This is a genomic window from Kitasatospora sp. NPDC127067 (assembly GCF_042724755.1).
Lineage (GTDB): Bacteria > Actinomycetota > Actinomycetes > Streptomycetales > Streptomycetaceae > Kitasatospora > Kitasatospora lactacystinica.
The window spans coordinates 58,922-74,367 of sequence record NZ_JBHXEM010000035.1; the positions used below are offsets into that span (position 1 = coordinate 58,922).

Below are 15,446 nucleotides of genomic sequence, written 5' to 3' on the forward strand. Positions count from 1 at the left end.
GTCCCCCCCCCCGGCGGGGGCCCCCCCCCCCGGGTGTTTTCGTCCCGCCCCCCGCCGCGGCCCCCCCCCCCCCGTCCGGGCCCGGCCACGCGGCCGGACCCGGAGGTCACACGTACACCATTGTCACCCGAAAGTGGATCAGCCCTGACCCGCGTCGAGGATGTCCACCACGAAGACCAGCGTCGCGCCGGGCGGGATGTCGCCCTGGCCCTTGTCGCCGTAGCCCAGCGAGGCGGGGATCACCAGCTCGACCCGGCTGCCGACGGTCTGGCCCTCCAGGCCCTGGTCCCAGCCCTGGATGACCTGGCCGCCGCCGACCGGGAAGGTGAACGCCTGGCCCTTGCTGAGCGAGGAGTCGAACACCTTGCCGCTGGAGAACAGCGCGCCGGTGTACTGGACGACGACCTTCTCGCCCTTCTCCACCTTCGGCCCGGTGCCCTTGATCAGGACGTGCGACTTCAGCTCGGTCGGGTCCTTCGCGCCGGCCACCGGGGTGATCTCGGCCGGCTTCTTGCCGTTGTCCTTGACCTGCGGGAAGTCCGCCGGCGGCGGGGTGACGGTTCCGCTCACCACGGCGTCGGGCGCGTTGGCGTTGCGGACGTCGATCACGAAGATCAGGTCGTCCTTGGGGCCGATCGACATGTCGGCCTTGCCCTGGGCGCCGAACGCGGCGGCCGGCGGGGCCACCACCAGCAGCCGGCTGCCGGCCTTCTTGCCGATCACGGCCTGGTCCAGGGCCGGGATCAGCGCGTCGGTGCCGGCCTGGAAGATCTGCGGCTTCCCGTCGGCGTCGTACGAGCTCGGGATGTCCTTGCCGGTGTTCCAGTCCTTGGCGGTGTAGTCGACCGAGGCCCAGGAGTTCTTCTCCACCTTGGCGCCGGTGCCCTCGGTGAGCACCTTGACGACGAAGGAGCCGTCGGAGGCCTCGCCCGGCACCTGGATCTCGGCCTTCTTGCCGAAGTCCCCGGCGACCGTCGGCAGCACCTTGGCGCTGTCCTTGATCGGCGGCACCGGTTCGGCGGTCGGCGTGGGCGGCGCGCTCTTGGCCGCGTCCGGCTTGGCCGCGGCGCTGTCCTTGGAGCCGTCCTTGTTCACCACGTACAGCGTGATGCCGCTGCCGACCAGCAGCAGGGCCAGCACCGTACCGAGGATCACGCCCAGCTTGCCGACACCGGGCGGGTTCTCGTCGTACCCGGCCTCCGAGCTGTCGGTCTTGCGCACGTTGGAGGCGAAGATCTGCGGGGCGTCGTCGTCCGTCCTGGTCCCGCCCGCGGGGCGCGGCGCCTCGCCGGGCTGCGCCCAGCCGGCCTGCTGCGCCAGGATCGCCGGGGGGACGACGATCGACTCGCGGTCCCCGCCGACCGGGCCGCCGGGACGGGAGGCGGCCGGGTCACCCGCAGAGCTGTCGTTCGCCGCGGTACCGGCCCCGCCCGGGCTCGGCGTCTTCTCAGTCATGACTCCCCATCCATCTCGCCACGAGGTCTTCCAGGTCTGCGTCCGGCGTGGGCACGCCGGCCTGCTGCCGCACCGCCCGCCCGGACCTCGGCACCGGGCGGCGCCTGCCACAGTGCGTGGGCAGTATGACAGCTCAGGATGAGGGCGGACGCTTCGCTGTACGAGCGTCCGCCCAAGCGTACGGAATCCCCGGGGTGAGTTCCTAGACCGCTTCGAGAATGTCGATCACGAAGACCAGCGTCGAGTTCGCCGGCACCGAGCCCTGCGCCTTGTCCTGGTAGCCGAGCGCCGGCGGGACCACCAGCAGGACCCGGCTGCCGACGTTCTGCCCGACCAGGCCCTTGTCCCAGCCCTCGATCACGCTGCCGGTGCCGATCTGCACCGCCTGCGCGCCGCCGTGCGTCCAGGAGGAGTCGAACTGCTGGCCGTTGGCCCACAGCACCCCGGTGTACTGCACCACCAGGGTCTGCCCGCTCTTGACCTGCTTGCCCTCGCCCTTGATCAGCACCGCCTGCTGGAGGTCGGTGGGCGCGGCCTGCCCTTCCGGGATCGTGATCGTCACCGGCGCCTTGCCGTTGTCCTTGACCTGCGGCAGCGTCGCGGGCGGCTCGGTCATCGTCCCGGTGAGCGTGGAGTCCGGCGGCAGGCTCTCCATGATGTCCAGCACGAACACCACGGTGTCGCCCTTGCTGACGCCCAGCTGGCTGGAGCCCTGCTCGCCGAAGGCCGCCTCCGGCGGGGCCACCACCAGCAGCCGGGAGCCCACCTTCTTGCCGATCACGCTCTGGTCCAGCGCCGGCACCAGCTGCCCGCTGCCCGCCTGGTAGAGCTGCGGCTTGCCGTTGGCGTCGTACGAGCTCGGCAGGTCCTTGCCGGTGGTCCAGTCCTTGGCCGTGTAGTTGACCGTCACCCAGTCGCCCTTGTTGACGGTCGCCCGCTCACCCTCGATGACCGTGTTCACCACGAACTGGCCGCTGGGCTGCTGGCCCTCGGGAATGGTGATGGTGGCCTTGCTGCCGAATCCGCCACCCGAAAGAGTGGGCATCGGCGACGCCTCGCCGACCGGCGCGGGCACCGTCGGGGCGGCGCTCGCCGTGGACGGCGTCGCCGGGCCGGCCGCCTTGGGGGAACTGCTGCAGGCGACCGCGAGCAGCAACGGCAAGGTGAGAAGCAAACCGGCGGTGCGGCGCACGGTGGTCCTAACTGTCGGTCGAAGTCGGCTCTCCTGACTCGACGGACAGCGTATGCCCGGCACGCGTCCGGCCCCGGTAGACACCACCGGGGCCGGCCACCGCCTTGATCACAAGGCCTCGATCACACCGCCTCCGCTACATCCCCGCGATCAGCTTCTCCACCCGCTCGTCCACCGAGCGGAACGGGTCCTTGCACAGCACCGTGCGCTGCGCCTGGTCGTTCAGCTTCAGGTGCACCCAGTCCACCGTGAAGTCCCGGCGCTGCTCCTGCGCCCGGCGGATGAAGTCCCCGCGCAGCCGGGCCCGGGTGGTCTGCGGCGGGATCGACTTGGCCTCGAAGGTCTTGAGGTCGGTGGTCACCCGCTGCGCCTGGCCCTTGCCCTGGAGCAGGTAGAACAGGCCGCGGCGGCGGTGGATGTCGTGGTACGCGAGGTCGATCTGGGCCACCCGCGGGTTGGACATGCTCATCCCGTGCTTCTCGCGGTAGCGCTCGATGAGCTTGTACTTCATGATCCAGTCGATCTCCTGGGCCACCCCGTCCAGCTGCTCGGTGCGGACGGCCTCCAGGGTGCGGCCCCACAGGTCGAGCACCCGGCCGACGGTGCCGGTGTTGATGCCCTTGCGGTCCGCGAACTCCAGGGCCTTCGTGTAGTACTCCTCCTGGATGTCCAGCGCGCTGGCCTCCCGGCCGTTGGCGAGCCGCACCTGGTGGGTGCCGGTGAGGTCGTGGCTGACCTCGCGGATCGCCCGGATCGGGTTCTCCAGGGTGAGGTCGCGCATCACCACGCCGGCCTCGATCAGCCGCAGCACCAGGTCGGTGGAGCCGACCTTGAGCAGCGTCGTGGTCTCGGACATGTTGGAGTCGCCGACGATCACGTGCAGCCGGCGGTAGCGCTCGGCGTCCGCGTGCGGCTCGTCCCGGGTGTTGATGATCGGGCGCGAACGGGTGGTGGCGGAGCTGACGCCCTCCCAGATGTGCTCGGCCCGCTGGCTGACGCAGAACACCGCGCCGCGCGGGGTCTGGAGCACCTTGCCCGCGCCGCAGATCAGCTGCCGGGTGACCAGGAACGGGATCAGCACGTCGGCGAGCCGGGAGAACTCGCCGTGCCGGGCCACACAGTAGTTCTCGTGGCAGCCGTAGGAGTTCCCGGCCGAGTCGGTGTTGTTCTTGAAGAGGTAGACGTCCCCCGCGATGCCCTCCTCGTGCAGCCGCCGCTCGGCGTCCACCAGGAGGCCTTCGAGGATCCGCTCGCCGGCCTTGTCGTGCGTCACCAGCTCGACGACGTCGTCGCACTCGGGGGTGGCGTACTCGGGGTGGGAGCCGACGTCGAGGTAGAGGCGGGCGCCGTTGCGCAGGAAGACGTTGCTGCTTCGGCCCCAGGAGACGACCCGGCGGAACAGGTACCGCGCGACCTCGTCCGGCGACAGCCGCCGCTGCCCGCGGAACGTGCAGGTCACGCCGTACTCGTTCTCCAGCCCGAAAATCCGGCGGTCCATGAGCACTCCATTCTCTGTCGGAGCTGTCCGAAACCGCCTCCACGACGGCTGGGCCGCCGCAGGGGCACCGGAGTCCCGCACGACGGCGGCGGGGCCGCCGTACGGAACTCCACAGGTACTGCTACACCGGCGTGCCGTCCGCCGGGTTGTCGTCGTCGTCCGCCTCGGCGGACTGGTCCCCGTCGAGCAGCCGGCCCAGCTGGTTGCCCAGGATCCGCTTGAACTTGCGCTGCTGGAACCGCTGGCGGTCGAGGACCGCGACCTCCAGCTGTTCCGGCGTGAGGCTGCGCGGGCTGCCGCCGTTGGGGTCGCGGGCGAGCGAGTCCACCGCGACCTTCACCGCCTCGGTGAGGCTCAGGCCGGCCCGGTGGCGCTGGCCCAGGTAGTTGCCGATCGAGTCGGCGTTGCCGCCGACCACCACGTAGTTCTTCTCGTCCACGACCGAGCCGTCCGGCGTGAGCCGGTAGATCTGGTCGTTGTCGGAGGTGCGGCCGACCTCGGCCACGATCAGCTCGACCTCGTACGGCTTCTCGCCGACCGAGGAGAAGATGGTGCCCAGCGTCTGGGCGTACACGTTGGCCAGGCCCCGGGCCGTGACGTCGGCCCGGTCGTAGGAGTAGCCGCGCAGATCGGCGTAGCGGACGCCGCCGATGCGCAGGTTCTCGAACTCGTTGTAGCGGCCGACCGCCGCGAAGGCGATCTTGTCGTAGATCTCGGAGACCTTGTGGAGCGCCCTGGAGGTGTTCTCCGCGACGAAGACGATGCCGTCGGCGTAGGTGAGCACGACCACGCTGCGGCCGCGCGCGATGCCCTTGCGGGCGTACTCCGCGCGGTCCGCCATGGCCTGCTGGGGTGAGACGTAGAACGGTGTCGACACCGGCGGTCGTCCCTTTCCTGTGAGGTGGTGGCGTGGGGAGTGTCCTGTGGAACTCAGCCGGGTCCGCGTAGATCCACAGGACACCCCCTAGATCAGCGGGGCCTGCGGGCCGTTGGGCCGGGCCAGGCGCTCGTCGGTGATGGCGACGGCGACCTCCGTGACCTCCGCCTCGGTGAGTCGGCGGAAGCCGTCCTCGGTGATCAGCGAGACGATCGGGAAGATCTTGCGGGCGAGGTCCGGGCCGCCGGTGGCGGAGTCGTCGTCGGCCGCGTCGTACAGCGCCTGGACGACCATGGTGACGGCCTGGTCGGCCGTCAGCCCCTCGCTGTAGAGCTTCTTCATCGAGCCGCGCGCGAAGACCGAGCCCGAGCCGGTGGCGGTGAAGCCGCGCTCCTCGGACCGCCCGCCGGTGACGTCGTAGTTGAAGATCCGGCCGCGGCCGAGGTCCAGGTCGTAGCCGGCGAACAGCGGCACCACCGCGAGGCCCTGCATCGCCATGCCCAGGTTGCCCCGGATCATGGTGGTGAGCCGGTTGGCCTTGCCCTCCAGGGAGAGCGTGGTGCCCTCGATCTTCTCGTAGTGCTCCAGCTCCAGTTGGAACAGCCGGACCATCTCGATCGCGAGGCCCGCGGTGCCGGCCACGCCGACCGCGCTGAACTCGTCGGCCGGGAACACCTTCTCCATGTCGCGCTGGGCGATCACGTTGCCCATCGTGGCCCGGCGGTCACCCGCGATCACCACGCCGCCGTCGAAGGTCGCGGCCACGATCGTGGTCCCGTGCGGGGCCTCGACCACGGCGCCCTCGGGGAGCCCGCGGCGACCGGGGACCAGCTCCGGCTTGTGCTCGGCGAGGAAGTCGATGAACGAGGACGACCCCGGGGTCAGGAAGGCAGCCGGTAGACGCCCGGTGCCACGAGTGTTGGCTTCCACACGATTCCTTCCAGGTAGCTTGAAGCGCGCGCTGCCCGCACCCTACCCGCCCGACGATCACTGTCCACGGGTGGAGGGGCCGGTGCCGGACGGCCGGACGGTGCTCGCCGCCCGGCCGCCCCGGACGGTCGCGACCGTGAATTCGGAATGCCCGGGTGCGGGCTATTGCCCGCCCTTCTGGACGAATCCGCGCACGAAATCCTCGGCATTCGACTCGAGGACCTCGTCGATTTCGTCCAGCACCGCGTCGACGTCGTCGCTCAGCTTTTCCTGGCGCTCCTTGAGGTCGTCGGAATTCTGGCTTTCCGCGGCCTGCTCCTCGACCTCCTCGGAGGAACGGTTTGCCCGCTGCTGGCCGCCGCCGGTGTCCTTGCTCGCCATTTCCCTCACCCCGCTCGATTCGTCTGGCACGGTTCGGTCGTTGCTTGCTGCACCGACCCTATACACAAGGTGCGACTGCCGCTCCCGGTTTGCCGGTGGCGCTTCCTGTCCAACACCCGCTGCCACCCCGAATGATTCCCATTCGGCGGACGTTCACCCATGGTGATCGAAAAGTTACCCGCCGGCCAGCACCCGGAGCAGGTCCTCGGCCGTGCGGCAGCGGTCCAGCAGCTCCTTGACGTGGTTGCGGGTGCCGCGCAGCGGCTCCAGGGTGGGGACGCGCTGCAACGAGTCCCGGCCCGGCAGGTCGAAGATCACCGAGTCCCAGGAGGCCGCCGCGACGTGGTCCGCGTACTGCTCCAGACAGCGACCGCGGAAGTACGCCCTGGTGTCCTCCGGCGGCTTGGAGACGGCCCGCTCGACCTCGTCCTCGGTGACCAGCCGCTCGAACCGCCCGCGGGCCACCAGACGGTTGTAGAGGCCCTTCTCGGGCCGTACGTCGCTGTACTGGAGATCGACCAGGTGCAGCCGCGGGTTGTCCCACTCCAGGGCGTCCCGGCTGCGGTAGCCCTCCAGGATCTCCCGCTTGGCGATCCAGTCCAGCTGCCGGGACAGCGACATCGGGTCGCGCTCCAGCCGGCCCAGGACGTCCTCCCAGCGTGCCAGCACGTCCACCGTCTGCTCGTCCGCGTCGGTGCCGAAGCGGTCCTCCACGTACTTGCGGGCCAGCTCGAAGTACTCCAGCTGGAGCTGGACGGCGGTGAGCCGGCGCCCGTTGCGCAGGGTGATCAGGTGCTTGAGCGTCGGGTCGTGGGAGACCCGGTGCAGGGTGCGCACCGGCTGGTCCACCGCGAGGTCGGCGGCGATGAAGGAGTCCTCGATCATCGACAGGACCAGCGAGGTGGTGCCCAGCTTGAGGTAGGTGGAGATCTCGGAGAGGTTGGCGTCCCCGATGATCACGTGCAGTCGGCGGTACTTCTCGGCGTCGGCGTGCGGCTCGTCCCGGGTGTTGATGATCGGGCGCTTGAGCGTCGTCTCCAGGCCGACCTCGACCTCGAAGTAGTCCGCCCGCTGGCTGATCTGGAAGCCGTGTGCGGAGCCGTCCTGGCCGATGCCGACCCGGCCGGCGCCGGTGACCACCTGGCGGGAGACGAAGAACGGGGTGAGGTGGCGGACGATGTCGGCGAACGGTGTCGCCCGCTTCATCAGGTAGTTCTCGTGGGTGCCATAGGAGGCGCCCTTGTTGTCGGTGTTGTTCTTGTAGAGGTGGATGGTCTGCCCGTTGGGCAGTTCCAGCGCGCGTTGTGCCGCGGCCGCCATGATCCGCTCGCCGGCCTTGTCCCAGAGCACGGCGTCACGCGGGTTGGTCACCTCGGGCGAGCTGTACTCGGGGTGCGCGTGGTCCACGTAGAACCGGGCCCCGTTGGTGAGGATGACGTTGGCGAGGCCGATGTCCTCGTCGGTCAGCTGGCTGGCGTCCGCGACCTCGCGGGCCAGGTCGAACCCCCGTGCGTCGCGCAGCGGGTTCTCCTCCTCGAAGTCCCAGCGGGCCCGCCGTGCCCGGTGCATCGCCGCCGCGTACGCGTTGACGATCTGGGACGAGGTGAGCATGGCGTTGGCGTTGGGGTGCCCGGGCACGGAGATCCCGTACTCGGTCTCGATGCCCATCACGCGCCGTACGGTCATGCGGCCCTCCTTGCCCGGTGCGCCGCCCCCGACGGGCGGAGCACTCTGACGTACCGCCGAACAACACCGACGCCGGGCCTCTGCCCGCGGACGGTGGGTCGAGCCTAGAACCCGGCGCCGAGCGGCGGGCCCGGAGACGCGCCGTCCGGCTGCGGGGCCGCGAGGCGCCACAGCCGGACGGTGTGCGTACAGCTCCGGGGACCGCTGCCGGCCCGGACAACCGCGTGCTTACAGGTACTGCCCCGTGTTGGCGACAGTGTCGATCGAGCGGCCGGACTCGGCGCCCTGCTTGCCGGTGACCAGCGTGCGGATGAAGACGATCCGCTCGCCCTTCTTGCCGGAGATGCGGGCCCAGTCGTCCGGGTTGGTGGTGTTCGGGAGGTCCTCGTTCTCCTTGAACTCGTCCACGCAGGCGGCGAGCAGGTGGGAGACGCGCAGACCGCGCTGACCGTGGTCGAGGAAGTCCTTGATGGCCATCTTCTTCGCGCGGTCGACGATGTTCTGGATCATCGCGCCGGAGTTGAAGTCCTTGAAGTACAGGACCTCCTTGTCACCGTTGGCGTAGGTGACCTCCAGGAAGCGGTTCTCCTCGGTCTCGGAGTACATCCGCTCCACCACCGACTGGATCATCGCGGCCACCGTGGCCCCGACGGAGCTGTCGTGCTCCTTGAGGTCGTCCGGGTGGAACGGCAGCGAGTCCTTGAGGTACTTGGAGAAGATGTCCTTCGCGGCCTCGGCGTCCGGGCGCTCGATCTTGATCTTGACGTCCAGGCGGCCGGGCCGCAGGATCGCCGGGTCGATCATGTCCTCGCGGTTGGAGGCGCCGATGACGATGACGTTCTCCAGGCCCTCCACGCCGTCGATCTCGGCGAGCAGCTGCGGGACGATGGTGTTCTCCACGTCCGAGCTGACGCCGGAGCCGCGGGTGCGGAACAGCGACTCCATCTCGTCGAAGAAGACGATGACGGGCGTGCCCTCGCCCGCCTTCTCCCGGGCCCGCTGGAAGACCAGGCGGATCTGCCGCTCGGTCTCGCCCACGTACTTGTTGAGCAGCTCGGGGCCCTTGATGTTGAGGAAGTAGCTCTTCCCCTGGGGGCGGCCGGTGACCTCGGCGACCTTCTTGGCCAGCGAGTTGGCGACCGCCTTGGCGATCAGCGTCTTGCCGCAGCCGGGCGGGCCGTAGAGCAGCACGCCCTTGGGCGGGCGCAGCTCGTACTCCTTGAAGAGGTCGGCGTGCAGGTAGGGCAGCTCGACCGCGTCGCGGATCAGCTCGATCTGGTTGCTCAGACCGCCGATCTGGCGGTAGTCGATGTCCGGGACCTCTTCGAGGACCAGCTCCTCGACCTCGGACTTCGGGACGACCTCGAAGACGTAGCCGGAGCGGGGCTCCAGCAGCAGGGCGTCCCCGGACCGGATGGTCAGCCCGCGCAGCGGTTCGGCGAGGCGCACCACCCGCTCCTCGTCGGTGTGCCCCAGCACCAGGGCGCGCTCGCCGTCCTCCAGGAGCTCCTTGAGGGTGACGATCTCGCCGATGTTCTCGAAGGCCATCGCGTCCACGATGTTGAGGGCCTCGTTGAGCATCACTTCCTGGCCGCGCCGCACCTCGTCGAGGGCGACGCTCGGGCTGACGTTCACGCGGAGCTTGCGCCCGCCGGTGAAGATGTCCGCGGTGCCGTCCTCGTTCGCGTCGAGGAAGGTGCCGAAGCCGGCCGGGGGCTGTGCCAGCCGGTCCACTTCCTCCTTGAGGGCCACGATCTGGTCGCGGGCCTCTCGCAGGGTGGAGGCGAGCCGTTCGTTCTGGGCGGTCACGCCCGCCAGGTTGGTCTGGAGCTCGACGATCCGCTCTTCGAGGATCCTCGAATTGCGCGGCGAGTCGGCGAGCTTGCGGCGCAACACGGCGATTTCCTGCTCAAGGTACGAGACCTGAGCGGCCTCGTCGGAACCACGAGCGGGCCTGCCGGTGCTGCGGTTGTAGTCGTCATCGTGGGCTGCCACGGTCCTCACCTCCTCCGGGGAGCTGGACGCTTCCAGACCCTACCTGGGACCAGGGGTCCGTAAACCCCTAGATCAAGAAAGATGGAACGGGCGTGTCCGATCTTCGCCCCAGCGTGCTTCCCCTCTGCTAAGGGGGATACCCACCGCGCACCACCCAAAGCGGGCCAGATGTATCGTCGAGCGAAGTGATATCCGATCGCGACCACAAGTCGAGGTCCGATCGTTGTACGAATGGCGGGATTGCTCCAGGAATAGGGGCGACCCGGGACAGAAACGGCAGGGGACCATGTCGGTGACCGAGCAGACGGCGGCAGCGGCCGAAGAGCTGGAGGTGTGGATCGACCAGGATCTGTGCACCGGCGACGGCATCTGCGTGCAGTACGCGCCCGAGGTCTTCGAGCTCGACATCGACGGGCTGGCCTATGTGAAGGGGCCGGACGACGAGCTGCGCCAGCAGCCCGGGGAGACCGCCCCGGTGTCGCTGACGATCCTTCAGGACGTGGTGGACTCGGCGAAGGAGTGCCCCGGCGACTGCATCCACGTGCGCCGGGTCGCCGACCGGGTCGAGGTGTACGGGCCGGACGCGGAGTAGCCGGCCCGCGGATCAGCGGGTCCGCGCGGTGGTCGATCCGCGCGGTGGCCGGTCCGTCACACGGCGGAGAGCGGGGCGGCGGTCTGGGAGCGATCCCAGCCGCCGCCCCTGTGCGTCCAGGTGAGGTCGACCGAGATGTCGGGCCGGAACCGCGGCACGTCCTCGCTCGAATACCCCTGCGCGTGGCCGGTGATGGCGCCGTCCGAACGCACCGCGATCCGGCTCACGGTGAGGTTCTCGCGCTCGGGCAGCAGCGTGGCCACCACCTCCGGGCGCCCGCCCGGGCCGAAGCCGAGCAGCAGGACGGCATCCGGCGGGGTGCCGGTCTCGGTGGCGCAGTGCGCGGTGACCACCGTGGCGGGACGCCCGTCGCCGAGCCGCGCGGACACGCTGAGCGCCGTCTTGACCGGGAACGGGCCGCAGTCCAGCGGGAGTTGGACCTGGGCCGGGTCGGGGCCCGCGCTCACCGCGAGGGACGTGGGCACGGGGTGCGCGGGCACCGGGGTGCCGGTCGCCGGGGAGGCGGCCAGCGCGGCCCCCACCACCGCGCCGCAGCCGGCCAGGGCGACGGCCCAGTGCCAGGGGGCGGTGCGCGCGTGCCCGGGCCCGGAGCGGCTCCGCGGTGTCCGCTGTCCAGCCGTCGCCGTCGTCGTCCCGACCGCGGTCTCCACCAGGCGTCCCCTCCAGAGCTCCAGGAGCTGGTCTGCGTGCGCGAGCATCGTCCCACACCGTGATCGGCGGGATGCGAAAGGGGTGGTACGAGCGGTGTGCTCGTACCACCCCTTTCGCGGTGGGTTTCGGGGCTCAGCCCAGGTCGGGCTGCTCCGTCTCCGTGTCGCGGGCGGCCTTGCGGGCGGCGGCGCGCTCCTGGAGGGTGGGCTCGGGCGCCCCGTTGTCGTAGTCCTCGCCGTACGCGCCCTTGGCCGGACGGCGGCGGCGCAGCGGCGGCTCCACACCGTCCGCCAGGCGGCGGGCGGTGAGCAGGAAGCCGGTGTGGCCGATCATCCGGTGGTCCGGGCGGACCGCCAGACCCTCCAGGTGCCAGGTGCGGACCATGGTCTCCCAGGCCTGCGGCTCGGTGAAGGTGCCGTGGTCGCGCAGCGCCTCGACGGTCCTGGACATCTGCGTGGTGGTGGCCACGTAGCAGCAGATGAGGCCGCCGGGGACGAGCGCCTCGGAGGCGACGTCCAGGCACTCCCAGGGGGCCAGCATGTCGAGGATGACGCGGTCGACGTCGGTCTCGACCAGGTTGTCCTGGAGGTCGCCGACGGTGAGCTTCCACGCCGGGTGCGGGCCGCCGAAGTAGCGCTCGACGTTCCCCTGGGCGATGTCGGCGAAGTCCTGCCGGCGCTCGTAGGAGGCCAGCATGCCGTGCTCGCCGACGGCGCGCAGCAGGTACATGCTGAGCGCGCCGGACCCGACGCCGGCCTCGATCACGCGGGCACCCGCGAAGATGTCGGCCATGGCCAGGATCTGGCCGGCGTCCTTGGGGTAGATCACGGCGGCGCCGCGCGGCATGGACAGGACGTAGTCGGGGAGCAGGGGACGCAGCGCGAGGTACGGGACGTTCCCCGTGGTGCGCACGACCGTGCCCTCGGGAGCGCCGATCAGCTCGTCATGCGGGAACGCACCCTTGTGGGTGTGGAACTGGTTCCCGGCCTGGAGCGTGAACGTGTAGTGGCGACCCTTGGGATCGGTCAGCTGGACCTGGTCCCCGACCTGGAAGGGCCCGCGTCTGCGGGCGGCACCGGTCGGTTCGGACATGCCGACAATCCTAAGGGAAGCGGAGCCTCCCGCCCTACCACCATGATCAGCGGCCGCCGGTCAGCGGCCGGAGACGGCGGCGGTCAGCCGCTGCTCGATGTCGCTGAGCGAGGCGACGCCGTACACCCGGCCGTCCGCCTCGACCACCAGGTACTCCGCCGCCGGGGTGGCCTGGACGGCCCGCAGCAGGTCCTCGCCGCCGAGGTCGGCGCTCAGCCGCATCCCGGGTTCGAGGTCGCGGGCGAGCGGTCCGACGGCCACCCAGGGGCGGCGGTGCTCGGGCACCGACCGGACGGCGGCCTCGCGCACGAGGGCGATCGGCTCGCCCCGGCCGTCCACCACGATCACCGCGCCGGCCCGGGCCTCGCGGGCGCGGCGCAGCGCCTCGCCCAGCGGGGTGTCGGCGGTGACCTCGACGGCCCGCCGGGCCAGCTCGCGCAGCCGCAGGCCGGGCAGCACCTCCTTGAGCCGGGCGTTGCGCAGGCTGCCGGTGGCACCGTTCCAGATGATCGCGGCGAGCACCGCGGCCAGCAGGGCGTCCACCAGGGTGTCGGTGGTGGTGCGCTCGACCCCGCGGGCGGCGCTCAGCAGCGGCAGGCCGATCAGCACCGCGACGGCCAGCCCGCGGCCGACCCAGGCGGCGGCCACCGTGCCGGTCATCGGCTTGCCGCTGATCGCCCAGACGACCGCGCGCAGCATCCGGCCGCCGTCCAGCGGCAGGCCGGGCAGCAGGTTGAAGGCGGCGACCACCAGGTTGGAGATCATCAGGCCGGTGAGCAGCACCCCGGGCACGGTGGAGAGCTCCACCGCCCGCACCCCGAGGTAGAAGAGGCCGCCGAGCAGCAGCGAGAGCAGCGGGCCGACGAAGGCCAGCCAGAACTCCCGCCAGGGGCTCTCCGCCTCGTTCTCGATCTCGGAGACCCCGCCGAAGAACTGCAGCTGGATCCGCCGCACCCCGAGCTTGTAGCGCAGCGCGACCAGGGTGTGGGCGAGCTCGTGCACCAGGACGGAGGCGTAGAAGGCGACCGCGAAGAAGAACGCGACCAGGTAGCGGGCGCCGCCGAGATCGGGCAGGACGTCGCCCAGCTGTCCGCCGAACACCCAGGTGATCAGTGCGGCGATGACGAACCAGGACGGGGTGACGTAGACGGGCACGCCGAAGGGCCGGCCCATCAGGATGCCGCCGCGGCGCTCGGGCGGCGCCCCAGCCGGGCGCCCGTCGCCCGCCCGCGGTGGCCGGTCGGAGGGCTGCTGCCCCCTGCTGTCGCTCACCGTGATCCCTTCGGTCGTCTCCCCCGTCGTGCCCGGTACGCCCACGCTACGTGATCGCCGCCCTCCGGCGCCGCGCGGCCCTCCCCCCGGCTTCATACCCACTCCCGCGCGTCCGTGGCAGCACCGTGGCAGCGGGATGACAGGAAAGGGCAATAGGGTCGTAGCCATGCAGCACACCGACACCAGCAGTGCCGCCGTGCGTCCGGCGGCACCCCCGACCGGGCTCTCCCCGTCCCGAGCGGGGGACTTCCTCACCTGTCCCCTGCTGTACCGGCTGCGGGTGATCGACCGGCTGCCGGAGCCGCCGAGCTCGGCGGCGACCCGGGGCACGCTGGTGCACGCGGTGCTGGAGAGGCTGTTCGACAGCCCGGCGGCCGAGCGGACGCCGGAGCGGGCGCTGGGCCTGCTGCGCCCGCAGTGGGAGCGGCTGCTGGGCGAGCGCCCGGAGCTGGGCACGCTGTTCCCCGAGGACCCGGACGGCGCGGCGCTCACCCGCTGGCTGGCGGACGCCGAGAAGCTGGTCGGCCAGTGGTTCCGGCTGGAGGACCCGACCCGGCTGCACCCGGTGGAGCGGGAGCTCTACGTGGAGACGGCCCTGGGTTCGGGGCTGCTGCTGCGCGGCTACATCGACCGGGTGGACGTCGCCCCGACCGGTGAGGTCCGGCTGGTGGACTACAAGACCGGCCGGGCGCCCTCGCGGGACTTCGAGGGCAAGGCGATGTTCCAGATGAAGTTCTACGCCCTGGTGGTGTGGCGCTGGAAGGGCGTGATCCCCAAGCGCCTCCAGCTGGTCTACCTCGGCGGCGGCGGGGACGTGGTCAGCTACGACCCGGACGAGGCCGACCTGCTCGCGGTGGAGCGCAAGCTCCAGGCGCTGTGGGAACGGATCGGCCACGCGGTGGCCACCGGGGACTTCCCGGCCACCCGCAACCGCCTCTGCGACTGGTGCGACCACCAGGCCAGCTGCCCGGAGTTCGGCGGCACCCCGCCGCCGTACCCGCTGCCGCTGGCGCGTACGTCGGATGAAAGCGATCCCACGGGGGATCCGATGAGCAAGGAGTCCTAGGTGACGATCCGAGTGCTGCTGGTCGACGACCAGCCGCTGCTGCGCACCGGTTTCCGGATGATCCTGGAGGCCGAGTCCGATCTCGTGGTGGTCGGCGAGGCCGGCGACGGCCAGCAGGCGCTGGACCAGGTGCGGGCGCTGCAGCCCGACGTGGTGCTGATGGACATCCGGATGCCCAGGATGGACGGCGTCGAGGCGACCCGCCGGATCGCCGGCCCGGGGCGGGACGGCCCGGCCAAGGTGCTGGTGCTGACCACCTTCGACCTGGACGAGTACGTGGTGGAGGCGCTGCGCGCGGGCGCCAGCGGCTTCCTGCTGAAGGACGTCCCGGCCGAGGAGCTGGTACAGGCGATCCGGGTGGTCGCGGACGGCGCGGCGATGCTGGCGCCGAGCATCACCCGCCGGCTGCTGGACATGTACGCCACCAAGCTGCCCTCGGGCGACGAGGCGCCGCCGCAGGCGCTGAGCGCGCTGACCGAGCGCGAGCTGGAGGTGCTGAAGCTGGTGGCGCGCGGGCTGTCGAACGCGGAGATCGCGGCCGAGCTGTTCGTCAGCGAGACCACCGTGAAGACGCACGTGGGCCATGTGCTGACCAAGCTGCAGCTGCGCGACCGGGTCCAGGCGGCCGTGTACGCCTACGAGAGCGGGCTGGTGCGCCCGGGCGCCCTGTAGGGGCGGCGGCGGCCGCCCGCGGCTGCTGAAACGTCACGGCGGCCCGTCCGCTCCCCCGTTCCGACG

At 71.0% G+C, this 15,446-nt stretch carries 14 protein-coding genes and 1 pseudogene; 3 read left to right on the forward strand and 12 right to left on the reverse strand.

The window, feature by feature from the left end:
• Window positions 1-138: 138 nt before the first annotated feature.
• The 9 genes and pseudogenes from ACFWJ4_RS17300 to arc form a co-directional block, all read right to left on the reverse strand.
• Window positions 139-1,455: an FKBP-type peptidyl-prolyl cis-trans isomerase gene (locus ACFWJ4_RS17300; protein ID WP_359901166.1), complete on the reverse strand. Its 1,317-nt coding sequence runs from the start codon at window positions 1,453-1,455 to the stop codon at window positions 139-141.
• Between the two features lie 202 nt (window positions 1,456-1,657).
• On the reverse strand, window positions 1,658-2,617 hold the full coding sequence (locus ACFWJ4_RS17305) for an FKBP-type peptidyl-prolyl cis-trans isomerase (RefSeq protein WP_380544684.1): 960 nt from the start codon (window positions 2,615-2,617) through the stop codon (window positions 1,658-1,660).
• Window positions 2,618-2,783: 166 nt separating this feature from the next.
• Window positions 2,784-4,145 carry a Pup--protein ligase gene (pafA, locus tag ACFWJ4_RS17310; protein ID WP_380544687.1) on the reverse strand — a complete coding sequence of 454 codons (1,362 nt, stop codon included), beginning with the start codon at window positions 4,143-4,145 and terminating at the stop codon, window positions 2,784-2,786.
• A 121-nt stretch (window positions 4,146-4,266) separates the two neighbouring features.
• Window positions 4,267-5,022 (reverse strand): proteasome subunit alpha, encoded by a 756-nt coding sequence (gene prcA, locus ACFWJ4_RS17315; protein WP_359901174.1) that lies wholly within the window; start codon window positions 5,020-5,022, stop codon window positions 4,267-4,269.
• Window positions 5,023-5,109: 87 nt separating this feature from the next.
• On the reverse strand, window positions 5,110-5,907 hold the full coding sequence (gene prcB, locus ACFWJ4_RS17320) for a proteasome subunit beta (protein ID WP_380352913.1): 798 nt from the start codon (window positions 5,905-5,907) through the stop codon (window positions 5,110-5,112).
• Window positions 5,904-5,981: pseudogene (locus ACFWJ4_RS17325) on the reverse strand (recombination endonuclease VII); the annotation flags it as partial. The pseudogene ACFWJ4_RS17325 and the gene prcB, both read right to left, overlap by 4 nt.
• 133 nt (window positions 5,982-6,114) lie before the next feature.
• Window positions 6,115-6,333 carry a ubiquitin-like protein Pup gene (locus ACFWJ4_RS17330; protein ID WP_188299085.1) on the reverse strand — a complete coding sequence of 73 codons (219 nt, stop codon included), beginning with the start codon at window positions 6,331-6,333 and terminating at the stop codon, window positions 6,115-6,117.
• 174 nt (window positions 6,334-6,507) lie between these two features.
• Window positions 6,508-8,019 carry a depupylase/deamidase Dop gene (dop, locus tag ACFWJ4_RS17335; protein ID WP_359901180.1) on the reverse strand — a complete coding sequence of 504 codons (1,512 nt, stop codon included), beginning with the start codon at window positions 8,017-8,019 and terminating at the stop codon, window positions 6,508-6,510.
• 228 nt (window positions 8,020-8,247) lie between these two features.
• Window positions 8,248-10,014 carry a proteasome ATPase gene (arc, locus tag ACFWJ4_RS17340; RefSeq protein WP_359901182.1) on the reverse strand — a complete coding sequence of 589 codons (1,767 nt, stop codon included), beginning with the start codon at window positions 10,012-10,014 and terminating at the stop codon, window positions 8,248-8,250.
• Window positions 10,015-10,300: 286 nt separating this feature from the next.
• Here arc and ACFWJ4_RS17345 point away from each other — a divergent pair, with 286 nt between their 5' ends.
• Complete coding sequence (locus ACFWJ4_RS17345; RefSeq protein ID WP_359901185.1) at window positions 10,301-10,606, forward strand: ferredoxin; 306 nt, start codon at window positions 10,301-10,303, stop codon at window positions 10,604-10,606.
• Window positions 10,607-10,662: 56 nt separating this feature from the next.
• Here ACFWJ4_RS17345 and ACFWJ4_RS17350 read toward each other — a convergent pair whose 3' ends face one another.
• From ACFWJ4_RS17350 to ACFWJ4_RS17360, 3 genes are all read right to left on the reverse strand, one after another.
• The gene (locus tag ACFWJ4_RS17350) at window positions 10,663-11,325 is read right to left on the reverse strand and encodes a hypothetical protein (protein WP_380544692.1); all 663 of its coding nucleotides are present in this window, start codon (window positions 11,323-11,325) and stop codon (window positions 10,663-10,665) included.
• Between the two features lie 85 nt (window positions 11,326-11,410).
• Window positions 11,411-12,370, reverse strand: coding sequence for a tRNA (adenine-N1)-methyltransferase (locus ACFWJ4_RS17355; protein WP_359901190.1), 960 nt, complete (start codon window positions 12,368-12,370; stop codon window positions 11,411-11,413).
• 60 nt (window positions 12,371-12,430) lie between these two features.
• The gene (locus ACFWJ4_RS17360; RefSeq protein WP_380544713.1) at window positions 12,431-13,648 is read right to left on the reverse strand and encodes a site-2 protease family protein; all 1,218 of its coding nucleotides are present in this window, start codon (window positions 13,646-13,648) and stop codon (window positions 12,431-12,433) included.
• A gap of 160 nt (window positions 13,649-13,808) precedes the next feature.
• On the opposite strand from ACFWJ4_RS17360, the gene ACFWJ4_RS17365 reads away from it, so the two are divergent.
• Window positions 13,809-14,708 (forward strand): RecB family exonuclease, encoded by a 900-nt coding sequence (locus tag ACFWJ4_RS17365; RefSeq protein ID WP_380544695.1) that lies wholly within the window; start codon window positions 13,809-13,811, stop codon window positions 14,706-14,708.
• Window positions 14,709-15,380, forward strand: a complete 672-nt coding sequence (locus ACFWJ4_RS17370; RefSeq protein WP_188299078.1) for a response regulator transcription factor — start codon at window positions 14,709-14,711, stop codon at window positions 15,378-15,380.
• Window positions 15,381-15,446 lie beyond the last annotated feature (66 nt).